The 18,920-nt window shown below is 62.6% G+C and carries 17 protein-coding genes; 1 reads left to right on the top strand and 16 read right to left on the bottom strand.

Annotated features, from left to right (window positions below; genetic code table 11):
- Positions 1-47: 47 nt before the first annotated feature.
- From QNJ86_RS07300 to QNJ86_RS07250, 11 genes are all read right to left on the bottom strand, one after another.
- Positions 48-3,512 (bottom strand): ABC transporter permease, encoded by a 3,465-nt coding sequence (locus tag QNJ86_RS07300; protein ID WP_283831943.1) that lies wholly within the window; start codon positions 3,510-3,512, stop codon positions 48-50.
- Between the two features lie 13 nt (positions 3,513-3,525).
- Positions 3,526-4,227 (bottom strand): ABC transporter ATP-binding protein, encoded by a 702-nt coding sequence (locus QNJ86_RS07295; protein WP_283831942.1) that lies wholly within the window; start codon positions 4,225-4,227, stop codon positions 3,526-3,528.
- A 169-nt stretch (positions 4,228-4,396) separates the two neighbouring features.
- Positions 4,397-4,681 carry a 50S ribosomal protein L23 gene (gene rplW / locus QNJ86_RS07290; RefSeq protein WP_283831941.1) on the bottom strand — a complete coding sequence of 95 codons (285 nt, stop codon included), beginning with the start codon at positions 4,679-4,681 and terminating at the stop codon, positions 4,397-4,399.
- Positions 4,681-5,304, bottom strand: a complete 624-nt coding sequence (gene rplD / locus QNJ86_RS07285; RefSeq protein WP_283831940.1) for a 50S ribosomal protein L4 — start codon at positions 5,302-5,304, stop codon at positions 4,681-4,683. The genes rplW and rplD overlap by 1 nt, the downstream gene beginning before the upstream one ends.
- 31 nt (positions 5,305-5,335) lie before the next feature.
- A complete protein-coding gene (rplC, locus tag QNJ86_RS07280; protein WP_283831939.1) occupies positions 5,336-5,956 on the bottom strand; it encodes a 50S ribosomal protein L3 in 621 nt (206 codons plus the stop codon).
- Positions 5,957-5,972: 16 nt separating this feature from the next.
- The gene (rpsJ, locus tag QNJ86_RS07275; RefSeq protein ID WP_080142318.1) at positions 5,973-6,281 is read right to left on the bottom strand and encodes a 30S ribosomal protein S10; all 309 of its coding nucleotides are present in this window, start codon (positions 6,279-6,281) and stop codon (positions 5,973-5,975) included.
- Between the two features lie 33 nt (positions 6,282-6,314).
- A complete protein-coding gene (fusA, locus tag QNJ86_RS07270) occupies positions 6,315-8,432 on the bottom strand; it encodes an elongation factor G (protein ID WP_283831938.1) in 2,118 nt (705 codons plus the stop codon).
- A gap of 20 nt (positions 8,433-8,452) precedes the next feature.
- The gene (rpsG, locus tag QNJ86_RS07265) at positions 8,453-8,923 is read right to left on the bottom strand and encodes a 30S ribosomal protein S7 (protein ID WP_283831937.1); all 471 of its coding nucleotides are present in this window, start codon (positions 8,921-8,923) and stop codon (positions 8,453-8,455) included.
- A 110-nt stretch (positions 8,924-9,033) separates the two neighbouring features.
- Positions 9,034-9,405, bottom strand: a complete 372-nt coding sequence (gene rpsL / locus QNJ86_RS07260) for a 30S ribosomal protein S12 (protein ID WP_283831936.1) — start codon at positions 9,403-9,405, stop codon at positions 9,034-9,036.
- Between the two features lie 386 nt (positions 9,406-9,791).
- A complete protein-coding gene (locus tag QNJ86_RS07255; RefSeq protein ID WP_283831935.1) occupies positions 9,792-10,901 on the bottom strand; it encodes a M20/M25/M40 family metallo-hydrolase in 1,110 nt (369 codons plus the stop codon).
- A 15-nt stretch (positions 10,902-10,916) separates the two neighbouring features.
- Positions 10,917-12,287 carry a putative manganese-dependent inorganic diphosphatase gene (locus QNJ86_RS07250; RefSeq protein WP_283831934.1) on the bottom strand — a complete coding sequence of 457 codons (1,371 nt, stop codon included), beginning with the start codon at positions 12,285-12,287 and terminating at the stop codon, positions 10,917-10,919.
- Between the two features lie 276 nt (positions 12,288-12,563).
- On the opposite strand from QNJ86_RS07250, the gene sdaAB reads away from it, so the two are divergent.
- Positions 12,564-14,177, top strand: coding sequence for an L-serine ammonia-lyase, iron-sulfur-dependent subunit beta (gene sdaAB, locus QNJ86_RS07245; RefSeq protein ID WP_283831933.1), 1,614 nt, complete (start codon positions 12,564-12,566; stop codon positions 14,175-14,177).
- Between the two features lie 162 nt (positions 14,178-14,339).
- Here the strand turns inward: sdaAB and QNJ86_RS07240 are convergent, their stop codons facing one another.
- The 5 genes from QNJ86_RS07240 to QNJ86_RS07220 all read right to left on the bottom strand — a co-directional run bounded on the left by QNJ86_RS07240 (position 14,340) and on the right by QNJ86_RS07220 (position 18,805).
- Positions 14,340-14,642 carry a hypothetical protein gene (locus tag QNJ86_RS07240; RefSeq protein ID WP_283831932.1) on the bottom strand — a complete coding sequence of 101 codons (303 nt, stop codon included), beginning with the start codon at positions 14,640-14,642 and terminating at the stop codon, positions 14,340-14,342.
- An 11-nt stretch (positions 14,643-14,653) separates the two neighbouring features.
- Positions 14,654-15,172, bottom strand: a complete 519-nt coding sequence (locus QNJ86_RS07235) for an FKBP-type peptidyl-prolyl cis-trans isomerase (protein ID WP_283831931.1) — start codon at positions 15,170-15,172, stop codon at positions 14,654-14,656.
- A gap of 168 nt (positions 15,173-15,340) precedes the next feature.
- Positions 15,341-16,657, bottom strand: a complete 1,317-nt coding sequence (locus QNJ86_RS07230) for a radical SAM protein (RefSeq protein ID WP_283831930.1) — start codon at positions 16,655-16,657, stop codon at positions 15,341-15,343.
- A gap of 22 nt (positions 16,658-16,679) precedes the next feature.
- Positions 16,680-17,711 (bottom strand): DUF262 domain-containing protein, encoded by a 1,032-nt coding sequence (locus tag QNJ86_RS07225; RefSeq protein ID WP_283831929.1) that lies wholly within the window; start codon positions 17,709-17,711, stop codon positions 16,680-16,682.
- A gap of 11 nt (positions 17,712-17,722) precedes the next feature.
- Complete coding sequence (locus QNJ86_RS07220) at positions 17,723-18,805, bottom strand: DUF262 domain-containing protein (protein ID WP_283831928.1); 1,083 nt, start codon at positions 18,803-18,805, stop codon at positions 17,723-17,725.
- Positions 18,806-18,920 lie beyond the last annotated feature (115 nt).

Genomic DNA, 18,920 nt, shown 5'->3' with positions numbered 1-18,920 from the left:
CTGCCCGAGCCGCAAGTCCATCCCGGAGGCTCCGCCAGAAAGCGAGTTCACTCGTTTGACTTCAAACTTTCCACCATGTCGACGTTCCCCAACTTGCGGCGCATAGCAATCATCACCAGTACGGTGAACACCATCGTCAGCACAAACGCAAGCAGGAAGCTCTCAGGGTGGATGACGCGCCCGAACATCACCTGATCCACTTCGGCTGTCACCACCACAAAGCTTTCCATCCACACACCCAGCACCAACCCCACAAGGCTGCCGATGATGGACAACAGCGCAATCTCGCGGTAGATGTAGGCATCCACCTCACGCGGCGTGAAGCCCAACACCTTGAGCGTGGCTATCTCGCGCATGCGCTCGGTGATGTTGATGTTCGTCAGGTTGTACAGCACGATGAACGCGAGTGCCGCAGCGGCCACCACCAGCACCACCACAATCATGTTCACGCTCGACAGCATGTCGCGATACGCGTCGATGGTTTCATCGTTGTACGCCACGGTCTTCACGCCCTCGACGGCGCCCAAGTCCTCGCTCAGCTGGGAGCGAAGGTGCGGGTCGGGCGCAACAATGGCCAATTCCGTGGAGTACGGCGGCGCTTCGCCCATGAGTTCCTCGTAGCGCTCAGGGCCGATGAACGCGTAGTTGTAGATGTAGTTCTCCATGATGCCCGTGACCATGGCTTCGTGCGGCGAGCCCGTGGCGTTGCCGATGGCGTCCTGCTCGGTGAACGACACAGTGTCGCCCACCCCCACGCCTAGCTGCGTGGCCAGCTTCTCCGCCAGCACCACACCGTCTGCACCCAGCGTGATGGGCTCGTGCCCCAGGCGCGTGCGCATCATCACGAAGCGGTCGAGGGAGTCCGCGTCCTTGGGTACCATCACCTGCACGCCCACGTCCTCGTCGTCGGGCCCCGCCGTCAGCATATTCTCACGCTGCACGCGTCCGTGGTCGCTCACGAGTTCCTTGTTGCCCAGCACCGCGTCAAGTTCGGCCTGTTCTTCAGCCGTGAGTTCGTCCTCAAGTGTGATCAGGGCGTTGTACTTCGTGATGGAGCCGAACTGGTTGTCAATGATGTCGTTGATGGCATCCGACAGCCCCAGCCCCGTGAGCAACAACGCCGTGCATCCCGCGATGCCAATCACCGTCATGATGAAACGCTTCTTATAGCGGAAGAGGTTGCGGAAGGTCACCTTCCACGAGAAGGACAGGTGCCGCCAGAGCGGCGTAATACGCTCCAGCAGAATGCGCTTACCCGACTTCGGTGCGCGCGGCAGCATGAGGGTGGCGGGGCGCTCGCGCAGTGTGGACACGGCTGCGGCGGCGGTGGCCACCAGCGTCACGCCCACGCCAAGTCCGGCCGCGAGTCCCGCAAGCCCCAGGTCAATGGTGAGGGGTAGCGGCTGAGACGGCACGAAGTAGATAATGCCGTACGCCTTCATGATAACCGTCGGCAGCACCTGCGACAGCACCGCAATGCCTATGATACTGCCCGTCACGCTGGCGATTGAGGCGTACACCAGGTACTTCGCCGTAATGCGCGCGCGGCTGTAGCCGAGCGCCTTGTACGTACCAATGAGCATGCGCTCTTCTTCCACCATGCGCGTCATAGTGGTGAGCGCCACCAGCGCCGCCACAAGGAAGAAGATGAAGGGGAATACGGCGGCGATGCTGTCCACGCGGTCGGCGTCGGCATTGAAGCTGGCTACGCCGTAGTTAGCCGTGCGATCCATGACATACCAGACGGGGTTTTCCAAATCGTCGATTTGCCGCTGAGCGTCATCGAGCTGGCGCTTGGCGTCGGCCAGTTTTTCGTCGGCCTCGGCTTTCTTGCTCTCGTATTCGGCGAGGCCGCTTTCGTAGTCAGCCTTGCCCTGCGCAAGCTGCGCGCGGCCGCTCGTCAGTTGTGCCGCCGCGCTATCAAGCTGCTGCTGGGCGGCGGCCAGCTGCGAATCGGCCAACGCTTGCGCCGCCGCAAGATCGGCGGCGCCCTGTTCCACCTGCGCCACCACGGCGTCGAACTGCGCTTTCTGCTGGTCAAATGCCACTTGCTGGGTATCGAGTTCCTGCTTGGTCGCATCCACGGTAGCCTGCTGCGCGTCAAGTTGCTGCTTGGCGGCATCAAGAGCAGCAAAGTCAGCGGCGTGCTCCTGCTTGAACTGCTCCAACTGGGCCGCAAGGCCCTCGCGCTGCGCCTCAAGGGCAGCTTTTGTGGCGGCGTAGGCGGGATCGTTCGGGTCGAGCGCCTGAATCTGCGCTTCAAGCGCCGCGATGCCCTGTTCCATCTGCGCAACGGCACCGGACAACGCATCGCTTTGCGCCTGCCATGCGGCGCGCGCCTGCGCGAGCGCGTCAGCACCCTGCCGCCACTGCGCCCAGCCTACCGCCAGCTGCGCTTGCCCCTGCTCAATGGCCGGTCGCGCTGCGTCCACCTGCGCACGACCGTCAGCCACCTGCTGCGCGGCGGCATCGAGTTGCCACTGGCCACTCGCACGCTGGTTCGCCAGTTCGGCCACGCCGTTGTCATACTGCACCTGCGCATCAGCGAACTTCTGCTCGTTTTCGGCAATGCTGGCCGCTGCGTCGTCCAGCTGCTGTTTCGCGTCGGCCAGCTGGGAGTCAGCGTCAGCCTTCTGTTCGTCATACTCGGCACGGGCGTCGTCAAGTTCGCCCTGCGCTTCCGCGCGTAAACCATCAACGCGCGCCTTCTCGCGGAAGGGTGCCAGCGCCTCAATGCGCTCCGTCACCCCAGCCACGCGCTCGTCGTAGGCCGCACTGCCCGAACGCTCATCCGCCGCACCCGCCACGGTCAAAAACGCTTCGGTGTAGGGAAGGTCAGCCGAGAAATCGTCCTCCGGCACATACATATACTGGGTGATGGAGCCGCTGCCGAGCGACGTTGCCCCCAAGTCCGACGAGGTGGCATAGTACGACGCGCTCACCAGACCAACCACGGTGTATTCGCGGGCCGCGAGCGCATCCTCTTGGCCTTCCGTCCACTCGTCAATGCGCACGGTGTCACCGACACGCGCATTTTGCGCCGTCACGAGGTCGGCCGACAGCACGCACTCCCCCGCTCGCGCAGGCCACGCGCCCTCAACCAGAATCGGCCGGTTAAGATAGTCGGGGTCGTCCGCGTGCGCCTGTACCCCGTCGGAGGTGTCGGAAGTGCGCGCCGCGTCGGGGAGCGAATGCACGCGCGTGGCATACTGCTCACCTGCGATAGTAGCCATGACATCGGTCTCATACGCACCCATGACCGCGTCCACGCCCTCCACGTCGCGCAGCGCTGCGAGGTCGTCGTCCGTCAGCCCCAGCGTCGAGAGCACGCGCACGTCCATCAACTTCGTGCCGTCATAGAATGCGTCCGCCGCCAGCTTCATGTCAGGCGCCGTCATGCGCAAGCCGGCGTAGAAGCCCGTGCCCAGCGCCACGATAGCGGCAATGGCCAAGAAGCGCCCGAGCGAGTGGGTGATAGAACGAGCGACTTCTTTGTTGAACGCGCTTCTCACCGGAACCGAAGACCTACCATTCCAGCGTCTCAGCCGAGAGCGGCGCGTCGTTCACTTCGACACCCGCCACGCGTCCCTCGCGAATGTGAATGACCCTATCGGCAATGGCCGTGAACGCGGAGTTGTGCGTGATCAGCACCACGGTTTTACCCGTGTCGTAGCACGTGTCCTGCAGCAGCTTCAGAATAGCCTTACCCGTCTGATAGTCGAGCGCGCCCGTGGGCTCGTCGCACAACAGCAGCTTGGGGTTCTTCGCCAGGGCGCGCGCAATAGCCACGCGCTGCTGCTCGCCACCCGAAAGCTGCGCCGGGAAGTTATCCAACCGATGCCCCAGCCCCACCTGCGCCAACACCAACGCCGCATCAAGCGGGTCCTTACAAATCTGCGATGCCAATTCCACATTCTCAAGCGCCGTCAAGTTCTGCACCAGGTTGTAAAACTGAAACACAAAGCCAATATCATAGCGGCGGTAATACGTAAGCTCCTTCTGCCCAAACGAGCTGATCTCCCGCCCGTCCAGCCGAATAGTGCCCGAGGAACACCCATCCATCCCGCCCAGCATGTTCAAAAGCGTCGTTTTACCAGCACCGGAAGGCCCAACCACCACCACAAGCTCACCGCGCTCGATGTCAAACGTCATACCATCAACGGCGGCCACCTCCACCTCACCCATGGTATACACCTTACGCACATCCCTGAACTCCACAAACGCCACCGGTTGACCTCTTTCTTCTCCCCCTGGCTCACGCTCAATTCCCTCACGATACACCAACCCATCCCCTCGTGCCAGCCTCCCCACATTTTCCGCCCGAAGCCCGACCTTAAGGCACACAAAAAAGCCCCCGCGATTGCAGGGGCTTTTCTCAAAACTCTAAACGTACGCTTTAGGAAGCGAACAGTTCAATCGTGTCGCCTTCTTTGAGCGTGACCATGGCCTTTTTCCAGGTGCGGGTCTGGCCCAGCTGATAGCGAACGCGCTTCGGCTTCGGCTTCACGTTCAGCGTGTTCACCTTGACAACCTTCACCTCAAAGATTGCCTCGATCGCCTGAGCGATCTCAACCTTGTTCGCGTCTTTCGCCACCTCAAACGTGTAGGTGTTCTGCTCCATCATGTCGTAGCTGTGCTCCGTGATGATGGGGCGGATGATAACCTCGCGGGGGTCCTTCATTATGCAAGCACCTCCTCGATGTACTTCAGGGCGTCTTCGGTCACCACGAGTTTCTTGTTGTCAATCAGCTCGTAGGTGTTGATGTCGGAAGCGGGAAGGATGTTCACCTTCGGGATGTTGCGGAACGACAGGTAGGTGTCCACCGCGTCATCGGGGATGACCATCGTCACGCGGCCTTCCAGGCCAAGCGCCTTCATGGCAGCTACGGCAATTTTGGTCGAAGGCTTCTCGAACTCGAAGTCCTTCACCACAACCAACTCGCCATCGGCCAGCTTGGCGGACAGCGCAGAGCGCATAGCCAGCTTGATTTCCTTGTTGTTCACGCGCATCTCGTAGGAACGCGGATGCGGACCGAACACGGTGCCGCCGCCGGCCCACTGGGGAGCGCGGATGGTGCCCTGACGAGCGCGACCGGTGCCCTTCTGACGCCACGGCTTCTTGCCGCCGCCGCGCACCTGCCCGCGGGTCTTCGTGTCGTGCGTACCCTGACGCCACGCGGCGCGCTGCGAACGCACGACCGTGTGCATCACGTGGATGTTCGGCTCGATGCCGAAAACGGAGGGGGCCAGGTCGGCAGAGCCGGCCTTCTTCCCGCTCGCGTCTTTGATCTCAATCGTGGTCATAGGTTAAACTCCTCTGTATCCAAACCCACGTTTACGCCATGCGGACGCGAACGATACCATTCTTACCACCGGGAACGGCGCCCTTGATGAGGATGAGGTTCTGATCCTCGTCCACGCGGACAACCTCCAGGTTCTTCACCGTCACGGTCTCGCAGCCCATGTGACCAGGGAGCTTAAGCCCCTTGAACACGCGGGACGGCGTGGCACACTGGCCCACCGAACCGGGAGCGCGGTGGAAGTGAGCGCCGTGGCCACCCGGGCCACCACGGAAGCCGTAGCGCTTCATAACGCCGGCGAAGCCCTTACCCTTAGACGTGCCGGTGACGTCAACCTTCTTCACTTCGTTGAACGCGGCCACCGTCTGCTCGTCGCCGACCTTGTACTCGCCGGCGTTTTCCACGCGCACCTCGCGCAGGTAACGCACGGGAGCCGTGCCCTGCTTCTCGAAGTGACCCTTCATCGGGCGGTTGACCTTCTTCTCCTTGATGGCGCCGAAGCCCATCTGCACGGCCTCGTAGCCGTCAGTGTCCTTCGTCTTCACCTGGCAGACCTTGTTGGGCTCGGCCTGGATAACGGTCACCGGAATGACGCGGTCGTCCTCGCCGAAGATCTGGGTCATGCCGATCTTCTTACCATAGATTGCATTGATCATGTGAGCCTGACCCCCTTTACAGCTTAATTTCGATGTCGACGCCGGCGGGGAGATCGAGACGCATCAGGGAATCGACCGTGTTCGGGGTCGGCTCCAAGATGTCGATGAGGCGCTTGTGCGTGCGCATCTCGAACTGCTCGCGGGAATCCTTGTCGACGTGCGGACCGCGGACGACGCAGTACAGGTTGCGCTCCGTCGGCAGCGGAATAGGACCGGACACCTTGGCACCCGTCTTCTGAGCGGTGTCGACGATGAGCTTCGTGGACTGGTCCACGATCTCATGGTCGTACCCCTTCAAGCGGATGCGAATCTTCTGATTAGCCACTTACCTTACCTCCATCATGCTCGCGCGCACGCCCTAGGCGTTGCCGCCGGCCTTGCTGATAATTTCTTCCGCCACGTTCTTCGGCACAGCCTCGTACGAATCGAACTGCATCGTGTACGAAGCGCGGCCCTGCGTCGTGGAACGCAGGTCGGTGGCGTAACCGAACATCTCGGACAGCGGGACCTTCGCCTTGATGGTCTTGGCGCCTCCGCGATCGCCCATGCCCTGGATCTGGCCGCGACGGCTGGAGAGGTTACCCATAACGTCGCCCATGTACTCCTCAGGCGTTTCAACCTCGACAGCCATCATCGGCTCGAGGATGACCGGGTTGCCCTTCTTGAGAGCCGCCTTGATGGCCATGGAACCGGCCACCTTAAACGCCGCCTCGGAGGAGTCGACCTCGTGATAGGAGCCGTCAACCAGCTCAACGCGCACGTCCACGACGGGATACCCTGCCAGAACGCCCGAGTTCAGCGCCTCCTGGATGCCCTTGTCGATAGGCGTGATGTACTCCTTCGGCACGACGCCGCCCACGATCTTGTTCTCGAACTCATAGCCCTTGCCGGTCTCCTGCGGGTACATGTTGATGACCGCATGGCCGTACTGGCCGCGACCGCCGGACTGACGCACGAACTTGCCTTCCACGTTGAGGGCCTCTTTCGTGGCCGTCTCGCGGTAGGCTACCTGCGGCTTACCAACGTTTGCCTCCACCTTGAACTCGCGGAGCAGACGGTCAACGATGATCTCCAGGTGCAGCTCGCCCATACCAGCGATGATGGTCTGGCCCGTCTCCTGGTTGGTGGACACGCGGAACGTCGGGTCTTCCTCAGCCAGCTTCTGCAGCGCCACGCCCATCTTGTCCTGCTCAGCCTTCGTCTTAGGCTCAACAGCGATGTCGATAACGGGCTCGGCGAATTCCATGGACTCAAGCACAATCGGCTTGTCCGGGTCGCAGAGCGTGTCACCGGTGGACGTGTCCTTCAAGCCCACGACGGCAACGATGTCGCCCGCGGCGCAGCCGTCGATGTCGACGCGCTGGTTCGAGTGCATCTGCAGCAGGCGGCCGATGCGCTCTTTCTTGTCCTTGGACGCGTTCAGCACGTAGGAACCCGAGTCAAGCTGGCCCGAGTACACGCGCAGGTAGGTGAGCTTACCCACGAACGGATCGGTCATAATCTTGAAGGCCAGCGCGCTGAACGGCTCTTTCAGGTCGGCGCGACGCTCGTCTTCCTCACCCGTTTCCGGATCGGTACCCTTGATGGCGGGGATGTCGATGGGGGACGGCATGTAGTCAACCACGCCGTCGAGCAGCTCCTGCACGCCCTTGTTCTTGTAGGACGAACCCACGAACACGGGGTGAATCTGGCAGGCGATGGTGCCCTTGCGGATGGCGGTCTTAATTTCCTCGACCGTCACCTCTTCTTCCATGAGCACCTTCTCCATGAGGTTGTCGTCGCAATCAGCGGCGGCCTCAAGCAGCTCCTGGTGGCGCAGTTCAGCCTCTTCGGCGAACTCGGCCGGGATGGCGTCCATCGGCTCGGGCCAGGTCATGCCCTTGTCGTCGGCCTTGAAGTCCCACGCGGTCATGGTGACCAGGTCAATGACGCCCCAGAAGTTGTCCTCGGCACCCATGGGCATCTGCACGGCGATAGCCGGCGCGCCCAGGCGATCCTTCATGGTTTCGATAGCGTGGAAGAAGTCGGCACCCACGCGGTCGTACTTGTTGATGTAAGCGATGCGCGGCACGCCGTAGCGGCTGGCCTGACGCCACACCGTTTCGGACTGCGGCTGCACGCCAGCAACGGCGTCAAACACGGCAACGGCACCGTCGAGCACGCGAAGCGAACGCTCGACCTCAGCCGTGAAGTCAACGTGGCCGGGCGTGTCGATAATCTGGAAGCGGTACTCCTTGCCGTCATCGGCACCACCGGGGTACTTCCAGAAGCACGTGGTAGCGGCAGCGGTAATGGTTACGCCGCGCTCCTGCTCCTGCACCATCCAGTCCATCGTCGCGGCGCCATCGTGCACCTCGCCGATCTTATGGGTTTTACCCGTGTAGTAGAGGATGCGCTCGGTCGTCGTCGTCTTGCCCGCGTCGATGTGGGCCATGATGCCGATGTTGCGCGTGTCTTTCAGTTCAATTTTTGCCATAAAGATATCCTCACGCTTTCCTAGAAACGATAGTGCGAGAACGCGCGGTTGGACTCGGCCATCTTGTACAGGTCCTCACGCTTCTTCACCGACGCGCCCGTGTTTTCAGAGGCGTCCATGATCTCGGCGGCGAGGCGCTCCTTCATCGTGTGCTCCTTGCGCTTGCGCGAGAAGTCCACGATCCAGCGGATGGCCAGCGTGGTGGAACGACGGGAGTTAACTTCCATCGGCACCTGGTAGGTGGCGCCACCAACGCGCTTGGGCTTAACCTCAAGCGTCGGGCGGACGTTGTCCATGGCCTTCTTGAACACGGCCAGCGGGTCGCCGCCGGTCTTCTTCTCAATGATGTCGAAAGCGCCGTAAACGATGCCTTCGGCGACGGATTTCTTGCCATCAAGCAGTACCTTATTGATAAGCTGCGTGACAAGACGGTTGTTGTACTGTGCGTCCGGCTGAACTTCACGACGGACTGCTGCTGCACGACGCGGCATTGTATCTCCTTCTTCTTCCTGCGCGCTTCGGGGCGTTTCCTTCGCCCATTAGGCCCCGCGCGACGCCCCTCTTGGGCGGCGGCGGTTGTGTGGCCCGCGCGTCTTAGTGGTTACTTCGGGCGCTTGGCGCCGTAGCGGCTGCGAGCCTGCTTGCGGTTGTCGACGGCCGAGCAGTCGAGCGCGGCACGGATGACCTTGTAGCGCACACCGGGGAGGTCCCTAACACGACCACCGCGGATGAGCACCATGGAGTGCTCCTGCAGGTTGTGGCCGATGCCCGGGATGTAGGCGGTCACTTCCATGCCGTTGACGAGGCGCACACGGCACACCTTACGCAGAGCCGAGTTCGGCTTTTTCGGCGTAGTGGTGTACACACGCGTGCACACGCCACGCTTCTGCGGGTTGCCCTTGAGAGCCGGCGTCTTCTTCTTTTCGACCGTCTTCTTGCGGCCCTTGCGGACCAGCTGGTTGATGGTAGGCAAAACTCTTCTCCTTTTTCTACCTGACGGTGTTTTATGGTGAATCGTTTGACCATTCACATAAAACGCCTGTTACTACCTTTGTTGATACGGGACCAACGGATGTCTTCCTGTGCGCTCAGCTGATTCGCACACGAAAACGCGCACCGATATGAGGCGCGACGGAGAACTTTATCATCGCCTCCGCAGCTTGTCAAACGCCACGCATCCGGGAGTATCCATCTTCTTTTATTGCGTTTCGCCTGATGAAAGGCATACCGTTGCGCTATGTGAGTCCGCGCCTCCACGTAATCTCAAATTTATTTGCTCACGGTGAAAACTCTTGCTCGGGCGTGCAGGGATGCCAGCAGAAGCACCCCTGTCCACGCACGAAGAACGTATGCTGGCGCTTAGGCTTCCACGCTTTCTTGGATGAGAGCTGCGGCGAGGCGGGCGGAGTTTTCAAGGTCGGCTACTGTTATATGCTCGTCGGTGGAGTGGAAGGCGGTCATGCCAACGCCGAGGGTGACGGCGCGCACACCGCGAGCAGCGAGGATGTTGGCATCGGCACCGCCGCCGTCGTGGCGAAACGCCGGCTCAAGACCCGCAGCGCGTGCCGCACGGGCGGCTGCTTGCACCACCGCGTCGTCCTCGCTATAAAGTACCGCGTCGTAGCTTTTTGTCCAGCACACGTCCACCGTACCGCCGAAGCGGGCGGCGGCCTCTTCCAGCGCGGACGTCATCGCTGCGTTCTGCGCCTCGACGCGCTCGGGGTAGAGCGAGCGACACTCGCCTGCCAGTGTGCAGGCGTCCGGCACGACGTTGGTCTCGCAGCCACCCGCAATAACGCCGATGTTTGCCGTGGTGGCCTCGTCGATGCGGCCAAGTGGCATGGCTTCAATGGCGGCCGCCGCCATCTGGATGGCCGACACGCCCGCCTCGGGCACCACGCCCGCGTGCGAGGCGCGGCCAGCGAACGCCGCCTCAAGCCCCCAGTGGCAGGGCGCGCCCGTCACCACGGTGCCTGGCGCGCCGTCGGCATCCAGCACGTAACACGGTGCGCCAGCAGGCAGCGCGTCAGCGGCCAACGCCCCGGAACCCAACAGATGCAGCTCTTCGCACGTGGTGAACAGCACGGTGACATCGGGCCGCGGCACGCCCGATTCCACCACCGAGCGCACGCCTTCCAGAATGGCCGCCACGCCCGCTTTGTCATCGGCGGAAAGAATAGTATCGCCAGCCGAGCGCACCACCCCGTCCATGACAACGGGCTCGATGCCCGCGCACGGCCGCACGGTATCCATATGCGCCGACAGCACCACGTGCCCCGCCGCCGTACCCGGCAGATGCGCAATGAGGTTTCCCGTATCCGACCCCGTCTGCGCAGCTGAATCGTCGAAGCGCACCGAGAACCCCAGATCACGCAACTCATCAGCACAACGCGCCGCCATAACCCCCTCAGAGCGCGAAGGACTCTCAATCCGAGCAAGCTCACAAAACAAATCAAGCACACGAGACATGAGTAACTTCTTTCTTTACGCACCCAATATTTTGGCGGCTACTTGTTTTTTACGGCTCAACACTCCGGGCATCCAGGTGCCGCCGGGGGCGCATTCTATGCCGAATACGCGGTTCACGGTGCGGCAGTTGCCTTCGCAGATGAACTGGCTGCCCTCGGCCAGAATGTCGGTCACCATGAGCAGCACAAACTCATAGTGGTGGTCGTCTTTCAGGCGGCGCATGTGCGCGCGAATCTCGTCCTCGCGCTTCATGACCGACGACAAGTCCACCGTCTCGTGCTGCGCGATAAGCACGGTGGAATCTCCCAGCTGGAATTCCTTCGAGTCGGCGCCGACCAGCTTCTCCACCGGCATGTCGTCCTCGCCGCCGCGGCACTTGAACACCGCCAGGCCAAACTCGGTGGCATCCACACCCGCGATGGCAGCCAGGTGCTCCACCTGCTCATGGTCAATCACGGTGGCGGTCGGTGACTTCAATATAACCGTGTCGGTCATAATAGCCGACAGCAACACCTCGGCAATGGCCGGCGGAATCTCCACGCCGTGGCGCTCGAACTCGGTCGCCACAATAGTGGCGGTGGAGCCCACGGGCAGGTTGAGGAACAGGATGGGGTTCGCCGTGGACACATCGGCAATGCGGTGGTGGTCCACAATCTCCACCACGTCGGCTTCCTCAATGCCATTCGCCGCCTGGCGCGTTTCGTTGTGGTCGACGAGAATCACCTTGCGCCGCGGGCGCACGGCCACGTCGGAGCGGGTCACAATGCCAATAGCCATGCCCTGGTCATCAAGCACCACGGCCTCGCGCAGCGCGCTCGCCATCAAATCCTCAATGGCTTCACCCAAAAGGCCATCCTTGTCCAGCACCAGCACATCGGTCTCGGTGATGTCTTCCACCTTCTGACCGAGCGAGGCAATGAGGTCGCCCGCCACGGCCATCTCATTCGCGCCGCCCTCTTCCAGCACGTCAGTGGCCGAAATGTAGCGCTCGGCAATCATGCGCGTGGTGATGAGGCCGCGATACCGGCCGTCGTCGTTCGTCACCACGAGCGCGCGCACATTGTGTTGGCGCAGCAGCCGCCCGGCCTCCAGCAGCGTGGCATCGCGCGCGATGGAAATGGGGTTCGGCGTCATCACATCCGCCACGCGCGCGTGCACATGGCTCACCACCTCGGGCGCCGCGATGCCGTTCTTCTCCAAAATCCATGCGCTCTCGGGCGGAAGGGGGCCCAGGCGCGCGGGCACATAGCGAACGGGGGTCGCACCCTTGCTGGCCGCGCGTTTCGCGAGTTCATTCTTCAAATAGGCGTATGCCACCGCCGCACAAATGGAATCGTTGTCGGGGTTCTTGTGGCCCACCACAATGACGGGCGCCGCTGTGGACATGGTATCGCTCCTTTGCCGCACGCAACCCCGGGCGGGGCGCCGTGCAGGTATCGTCTGCCTTGTGGAAAATTCTGCCGCGGCCTGCGGGCTCGCGGCGCTGATGCGACCAGTATAGCGATGCCGCCGCGCTTGACCCGGCGCGCGGCCGATTCGTCGCGGAATCTCAAGATTCGGTCGGCCGACGGGCCCGAACAGACGCGAGTGCGCTACGATAGCGCCGCAGCCCCGCGCCGCAGCGCGCGGGTACCGCCAGATTCACCACGCGAAAGGACACGCATGGAAACATTCGGGTTCTCCGACATCATAGGCCCGCTCATGGTGGGGCCCTCCAGCTCGCACACGGCGGGCGCGCTGCGCATCGCCCGCATGGCGCGCAGCCTTCTGGCCGCACCTCCCGTGCGCGCCGCGTTCACGCTCTACGGCTCGTTCGCCCACACGCGCACGGGACATGGCACCGACAAGGCGCTCGTGGCGGGCCTTATGGGACTCGCGCCCGATGACCTGGGCGTACGCGATTCCTTCGAGCGGGCACGCGCGGCGGGCCTCACGTTTTCGTTTACGTGTGATCGCGAAACGGAGGTCGATCACCCCAACACCGTGGACATCCATCTTGAAGCCGAAGAGGGCGCCATCCTTGAGGTGCGCGGCGTCAGCGTGGGCGGCGGGGCGGCTGTCATCAGGCGCATCGACGGCATCGACGTCGATCTCACGGGCGAACGCACCAGCCTCGTGGTGCGTCAGCGCGACGTGACCGGCGTGCTCGCGCACATTGCCAGCAGCCTCTCGGAGCACGACGTGAACATTGCCACCACGCGCGTGTATCGCACGCGCCGCGGCTTGGAGGCGTTCACCATCATGGAGTTGGACGGCGAGGTGCCGCCCCAGGTGAAGGATGCCATCGAGCGCTGCGCCGCCGTGCGTGACGTGCGCGTGGTGCCCGCCGACACGCCCCACGGCGCACATGCTCCCGGCGCAACCGTGCCGGCCGAAGGCGCGGAAGAGCGCTTCGTCGCCTGCGACTTCACTTCAGGCGCTGAGTTGCTGGAACGCTGCGCACACCAGGGCGGCGGCCTGGCCGATGCGCTGCTTGCGCGCGAGGAAGCGCTTGCTGCGCTGGATGGACACACCTGCGGCACGCTGGCCTACGCCGATCGGGCGCTTGCTGTCATGCGCGCCTCAGCCGTCCAGCCCCTCACGGAGCCCACGCCCTCCATGGGTGGCCTCATCGGCGGCGAAGCCCGTGACGTGCATCGTGCGCGCGAGCGGGGCGTGGCCGTGCTCGATGGCACTGCCGCCCGCGCGGCCGAGTATGCCCTGGCCGTGTTGGAAACGAACGCCTCCATGGGTGTAATTGTGGCCGCACCCACGGCGGGCTCGGCGGGCGTGGTACCCGGCGTGCTGCTGGCGCTGGAAGAAACGCGCGGCTTCGACGCAACCACCTTGCGCCGCGGCCTTCTGGCTGCAGGAGCAGTCGGCCTACTCATCGCCCGCAACGCCACGGTGTCGGGCGCTGAAGGAGGCTGTCAGGCGGAAATTGGCGCGGCGGCCGCCATGGCCGCTGCAGCCGCGGTAGAGATGGCCGGCGGCTCGCCCGCCGCAGCCCTCAATGCCGCCGCGAACGCGCTCACTTCGCTCATGGGGCTTGTGTGTGATCCGGTGGGCGGCCTCGTGGAAGTGCCCTGCCAGAAGCGCAACGCCGCCGCGACGGGCGTGGCTCTTATCAGCGCCCAAATTGCCCTCGCTGGCGTGAACAACCTCGTAGGCTTCGACGAAACGGTGGCCGCGCTTGACGCAGTCGGCCGCGCACTCCCCTTCGAACTGCGCGAAAGCGCGCTTGGTGGCATCGCCGCCGCCCCGAGCGCCTGCGCCTGGTGCGCCGCCCGCGCCTAGCACGCCGCAAAGCGCAGGCAGGTAGTTCGCTGGACAAGGTTTCCCTTGCTACTCAACAAAAATAAACCTGCCAGGTCAACGTAGTTGGCGGCAAGGGCAAAGCCCTTGCCCTACGGTCAACCTGGCAGGCAAAAAATGTTTGTTACTGTTACCGCGCCGCTTCTACACCGCATCTTGCGGCCTGAACGGTTTCGCTACGCGCACCTGACACGTGCCGCGCGCGTCATCCGGCTGCTCCGTGCGCCCCTTGCGACAGGAGTTGTAACACACCTCGCCGCAGATGGTACACACCACCGGTTCAGGCAGCGCCAGCTCTGTCAGATCGGCACCGCACTTGGAACACGGGTTGGGTTCCGAGAAATGCTCCAGGTCAACGGCATTAAACATGCCGCACTCGGGACACTTCACCGGGCGCTTGCGCGGCGGTCGGCAGCCACCGCAGATGGGATTGCATGACCAGCACATGCTCAAAACTCCTAGCGGAAGTCCGAGGCCTGGTCGCCGCCCAGAAGCTTCGACTGCTCCTTCAGGTGCTTGGCCTTCTCAGCTGCGGAAACGAAGTCCTCGGGAGCGTCCTCAATCTCCAGCAGTTCCACCTCAAACGTGAGGTCTTTGCCCGCGAGGGGGTGGTTCAAATCGAACGTGGCCACGCCGCCTTCCACGGCCAACACGGTGGCCGGCATGGGCGCGCCGTCCTCGCTGCTCGACAGCCAAATGCGCCTGCCTACCTTGATGTTATCCACGGGAATTTGCTCCAGCGGAATCTTCGTAGTGTAGTCGTCCAGGTACTCGCCATATCCGGCGTACTGATCAACCACGAACGTCTTCTTTTCGCCCACCTCGTTCATCTCAAGGATGGCGGCCTCAAAGCCGTCGATGGTCATGTCCATGCCGGTTTGGAACTTCATGGGTTCCTCTTTGGTGGCGTGACCAAACACCGTGCCGTCTTCAAGCGTGCCCGTGTAAATAAGTGTGACCGTGGAACCAAGTTGCATGTGGATTCTCCTTCGATGTCCTGCGTGATTACTGAAACGCTCGCGCGCAAGCGCAAGCGATAGTTCCTGGTAAAAAGGGGGATGATCATTGTACCATACCAGCATCGAAACCCCTCGTCATAAGCGCCCCTCAGTCAGGCGAAAACCGCTTCATCCGCATCCCCTCATCTAACCTGCATGCTCGGGTGCCGGGCGCAGTGCGACGTCTATCAGGTAGCTGCCGCCTTCGTCGTGCTCGTGTACGAAGAAGCAGGTCATGGGCGTGAGGGGCGTGTCATCGGGGCGCGTAAGGTCGCGCAGCACGTCCAGGAAGCGCAGCGGAAAGGCGAGCGAATCTTCGTCAGTATCCTCCATGAAGTCGGTGCAGCCCGCCGCCTCAAGCACGGGACGCGCCACCGGAATGTCCGGCCCGAACACCTTCGCCGTTTTCAGGAAGAAGTCGCTCTCATCAAACGTAAGGCACGGGTGCGCATGGGCGGCCGGCTCGTTTTTCTGGCGAATCTCGCTGCGGTGCTTGTTCTCAAGCGAGCAGTAGTGCATGCCAAACGTGAGCCCTTCGTCGAGCGCCCACTGCATCAGCTCCAGAATAAGTTCCTCGCTGCCGTCCACCGCCAATCCGCCCGAGTAGCCGTAGTCATACATCACCTCAAACGGCGGGTTCTTCAGCACGAAACCGCGGCGCGCGAATTCGTCCCAGTTACAAAACGGGAAGCAGAACTCCAGCAGGTTAATGCCGTCGATGCCCACCTCTTGAAAGCGGCGGAAGAGGTCTTGCATGTGCTCCTTCGCGCCCGGGATGACGGGCATCTCCACCATGACAGAGGGAATGAAGCGCTTCGCGAGGCGCAGCGCGGCAATCACGCGATCCTGCTGATCAGGGGCGTCATCGTCCTTCACGCTGAAGCGGATTTCGTCGAGGCCCGCCGCCTGCAACAGCGTGGCGCTCTCTTCGGTAAGCAAATCACCCGAGGTGTACAGGCGCGTGTGCGCGTCGGGCCACACCTCATCCGTGCGCTTCAGCAGCCGCAGGGCGTTCTCCAGGTCAAGCAGCGGCTCGCCGCCGGTCAAGCCCACACAGGCAAGCGACTCGTTTTCAGCCGCCGAGCGCGCCAGCGTTTCCTCCCAGGGGCAACCCTCGCGGAAGAACTTCTCGTAGTCGGGCTGGTTGTGGTTGAAGCAGAAGTAGCAATCGCGGTGGCACTTGAACGTGGTGGAAAACGTCTCCGACCCGCGGTTGCCCGTGCACTCCACGCACGCCGGCGACAGGTGCCCCACACTCAGGCTGGCCCCGGCGTTGCGCACCTGAACGCCGCGCGCCGCCAACTCGGCCCGCAACTCAGCGCAGCGTGACGCCCCCGCATTCGCCTCGGCGAACACAAGCCCCTTGCGCTCAAGTTCCCGCACGTAGCGCTCCCCCACCGCCGCGTACTCCGCCAGCGCTCGCTCCACTGCCTCGTTACCCATTCCTGCTCCGTTCGTCGTCATCTATCTTCTCCCTCTTCCGCCCCTAGTCGCCGAAGAGCTTCCTTTCTGAGATGATGCCTTCCACCTTGCCGTTTCCCCATGTCGCATGCGCCGTGGCGCGCGCCGCACCGGAGTCCTGCGACTTGGCGGCGAAGGTCTCGCAAAAGCCCTTCAAGCCAATCAGCAACTCTTCAAGCGTGCCCGTGTGCAGGTCCTCCAAGTAGGTTTTGAAGGCGCCGTACACCTCATCAGCGCTACCCACATGCAGCCGCGGCGCCGTCACCGCGAGCCATCCGTGCAGCGCGGCGTTCAACCGCACGCCACCCGGGTCGTCGCCGAACAGCCGCTCGATGGGTGCCCAGTAGCGCTCGTAGAGGCGCGTTTGCTCGTCGTAACCCACGCTCACCAGCATAAGATTGCGCACGAGGTCGGCCGTGGTCAGCGGCATGCCCTTGGAGTTCAGGCTCTCGAACACCACCTGCGGGCGATCCTCGCCATCAAGCTCGGCGGTTATCACCAGCAGCTGCTGCATGCCACGCCAGAGCACCTGCGCCTCATCAGCCGCAAAGCCCTCGCGCATCCGTGCGCGGAAGTGCTCGTAGTTCGCCACCACATTCGCCGACACGTCATCTTCGCCGGGAAGTTCCGCACCCGCAATAACTGCCTCCAACGTGGCGCGATCGGCACGCGACAACACCAGCTTGCCCACGCCTTCCACCCCATCGACATGAAGAAAGCGCTGGTCAATGCCTGCAGCATCAACACCCTCAAGCGCATACCCCGCATCACGCACGTAGTCGCGCAACGCCGCAAGCAACAGCGTGAGCGTGGCCAGGCGCTGCTGCCCGTCAATCACATCAAAGCGCGTTCCCACGCCAGCAGCCCCGAGCTCGGGCACGTACAACACGGTGCCCACAAAGTGCGTGCGCTCAGCGCGCCCGGCGCGCATGATGTCATCAAATAAGCCGTCACACTGGCGCGCGCCCCACGCATACACACGCTGATACACGGGAATAATCAACTGCACGTCAGGTGTCCCCAAAAAATCGAGAAGCATCTGTTGTTTAATAATCATAGCTTCTCACCTCACAGTGACTCGTCGACAGCCTGAAGATCCGCGCGGACCTTCTCGGCATAGGCTTCGTCGTCGCTTTTCTTCAGCGGACGACCCGACACCAACGTTGCGGCCCCATTCGTTGCCCAGCTGAAGGCCGACTTGTACTTCTTCACGGCGTGATAGCGGTAGTTCTCGGCCCACACGAGGCAGAAGTTGCGCAACTCGCGCAAAAGCCCCTCCGTTGTGCCATCAAACTCATCCTCCACGTACTGCTTGAATACGCTGTACACCTCATCAGGCCCTTTGGCGCGCACCTTGCGGAAGCGCACGCTGAGCCATCCCTGAATGGCATTGTCCAACCGCAACGAGCCGGGGTCGGGCTGGAACATGCCCTCAATGGGGCCCCAGTATTCGTCGTAGAGTCGCGCCTGTTCTTCGTGGCTTTCCGCAAGCAGTAGATAGTTCCGCACGAGGTCGGCCGTGGTCAGCGGCACGCCCTTCGAGTTCAAGCTTTCGAAGATGAGCTGGGCGTTGTCAGCCCCACCTGTCTCAGCCCCAATGACGAAGAGCTGCTTCACACCACTCCACGCATAGGTGGCGTCAAAGCCCTCGGCCTCCATCTGCTCCTGAAAAAACGCCAGGTTCTGCATGATGTTTTCCGCGGGATTCTCCGGCAGCGCCGCGCCCGCAACAACCGCAAACAGGGTGTCGCGGTCGTTGCGCGACAACACTAGTTTGCCTGCCGCCCGCTTCCCCGCACCCACGCGCAAGTAGCAGTCGCGCAGCGCATGCGCATCCCCATCAGCAAGCGCGCTCCCCCGCGCTTCCAGGTAACGCACGAGCGCCACCATAAGAAGCGTGAGCGTGGTCAGCCGCTGCTGACCGTCGATGATGGAGCGTCGCTCCAGGCCGTCCGTGTCGCTCGCTTCCCGCGCATACAGCAACGTGCCTACAAAGTGCGGCGCCTGCGCCCGCGCGGCGCGCTGCACATCAAGCCACAGCTCCCGGCACTGGCGAAGCCCCCACGAATAGCGGCGCTGGTACGCGGGAACCACGAAGCGAACGTCGGGTGTTCCCAGTATCTCAATGAGTGAGTGTCGTTGTGTCTGCATAGGCAAGCCTCCAAGCGATTATCTGGTTTCACTATCGCTTACGAGTATAAAAAACAAACTGCCTGTACAGCGGGTGCAATCGCTCCCCGAAAGCCCCTGCTCACCGGTTGTAGAA

Source organism: Gordonibacter faecis, from assembly GCF_030077735.1.
In the GTDB taxonomy this organism is placed as follows: domain Bacteria; phylum Actinomycetota; class Coriobacteriia; order Coriobacteriales; family Eggerthellaceae; genus Gordonibacter; species Gordonibacter faecis.
This window is presented reverse-complemented; position numbering and strand designations above follow the sequence as displayed.

Coding starts and splice junctions, on each gene's coding strand:
- rplW (WP_283831941.1), bottom strand. CDS start 4,681: ATGAAGGACCCCCGCGAGGTTATCATCCGCCCCATCATCACGGAGCAC.
- rplD (WP_283831940.1), bottom strand. CDS start 5,304: ATGACCACGATTGAGATCAAAGACGCGAGCGGGAAGAAGGCCGGCTCT.
- rplC (WP_283831939.1), bottom strand. CDS start 5,956: ATGATCAATGCAATCTATGGTAAGAAGATCGGCATGACCCAGATCTTC.
- fusA (WP_283831938.1), bottom strand. CDS start 8,432: ATGGCAAAAATTGAACTGAAAGACACGCGCAACATCGGCATCATGGCC.
- rpsG (WP_283831937.1), bottom strand. CDS start 8,923: ATGCCGCGTCGTGCAGCAGCAGTCCGTCGTGAAGTTCAGCCGGACGCA.
- QNJ86_RS07255 (WP_283831935.1), bottom strand. CDS start 10,901: ATGTCTCGTGTGCTTGATTTGTTTTGTGAGCTTGCTCGGATTGAGAGT.
- QNJ86_RS07250 (WP_283831934.1), bottom strand. CDS start 12,287: ATGTCCACAGCGGCGCCCGTCATTGTGGTGGGCCACAAGAACCCCGAC.
- sdaAB (WP_283831933.1), top strand. CDS start 12,564: ATGGAAACATTCGGGTTCTCCGACATCATAGGCCCGCTCATGGTGGGG.
- QNJ86_RS07240 (WP_283831932.1), bottom strand. CDS start 14,642: ATGTGCTGGTCATGCAATCCCATCTGCGGTGGCTGCCGACCGCCGCGC.
- QNJ86_RS07235 (WP_283831931.1), bottom strand. CDS start 15,172: ATGCAACTTGGTTCCACGGTCACACTTATTTACACGGGCACGCTTGAA.
- QNJ86_RS07230 (WP_283831930.1), bottom strand. CDS start 16,657: ATGACGACGAACGGAGCAGGAATGGGTAACGAGGCAGTGGAGCGAGCG.
- QNJ86_RS07225 (WP_283831929.1), bottom strand. CDS start 17,711: ATGATTATTAAACAACAGATGCTTCTCGATTTTTTGGGGACACCTGAC.
- QNJ86_RS07220 (WP_283831928.1), bottom strand. CDS start 18,805: ATGCAGACACAACGACACTCACTCATTGAGATACTGGGAACACCCGAC.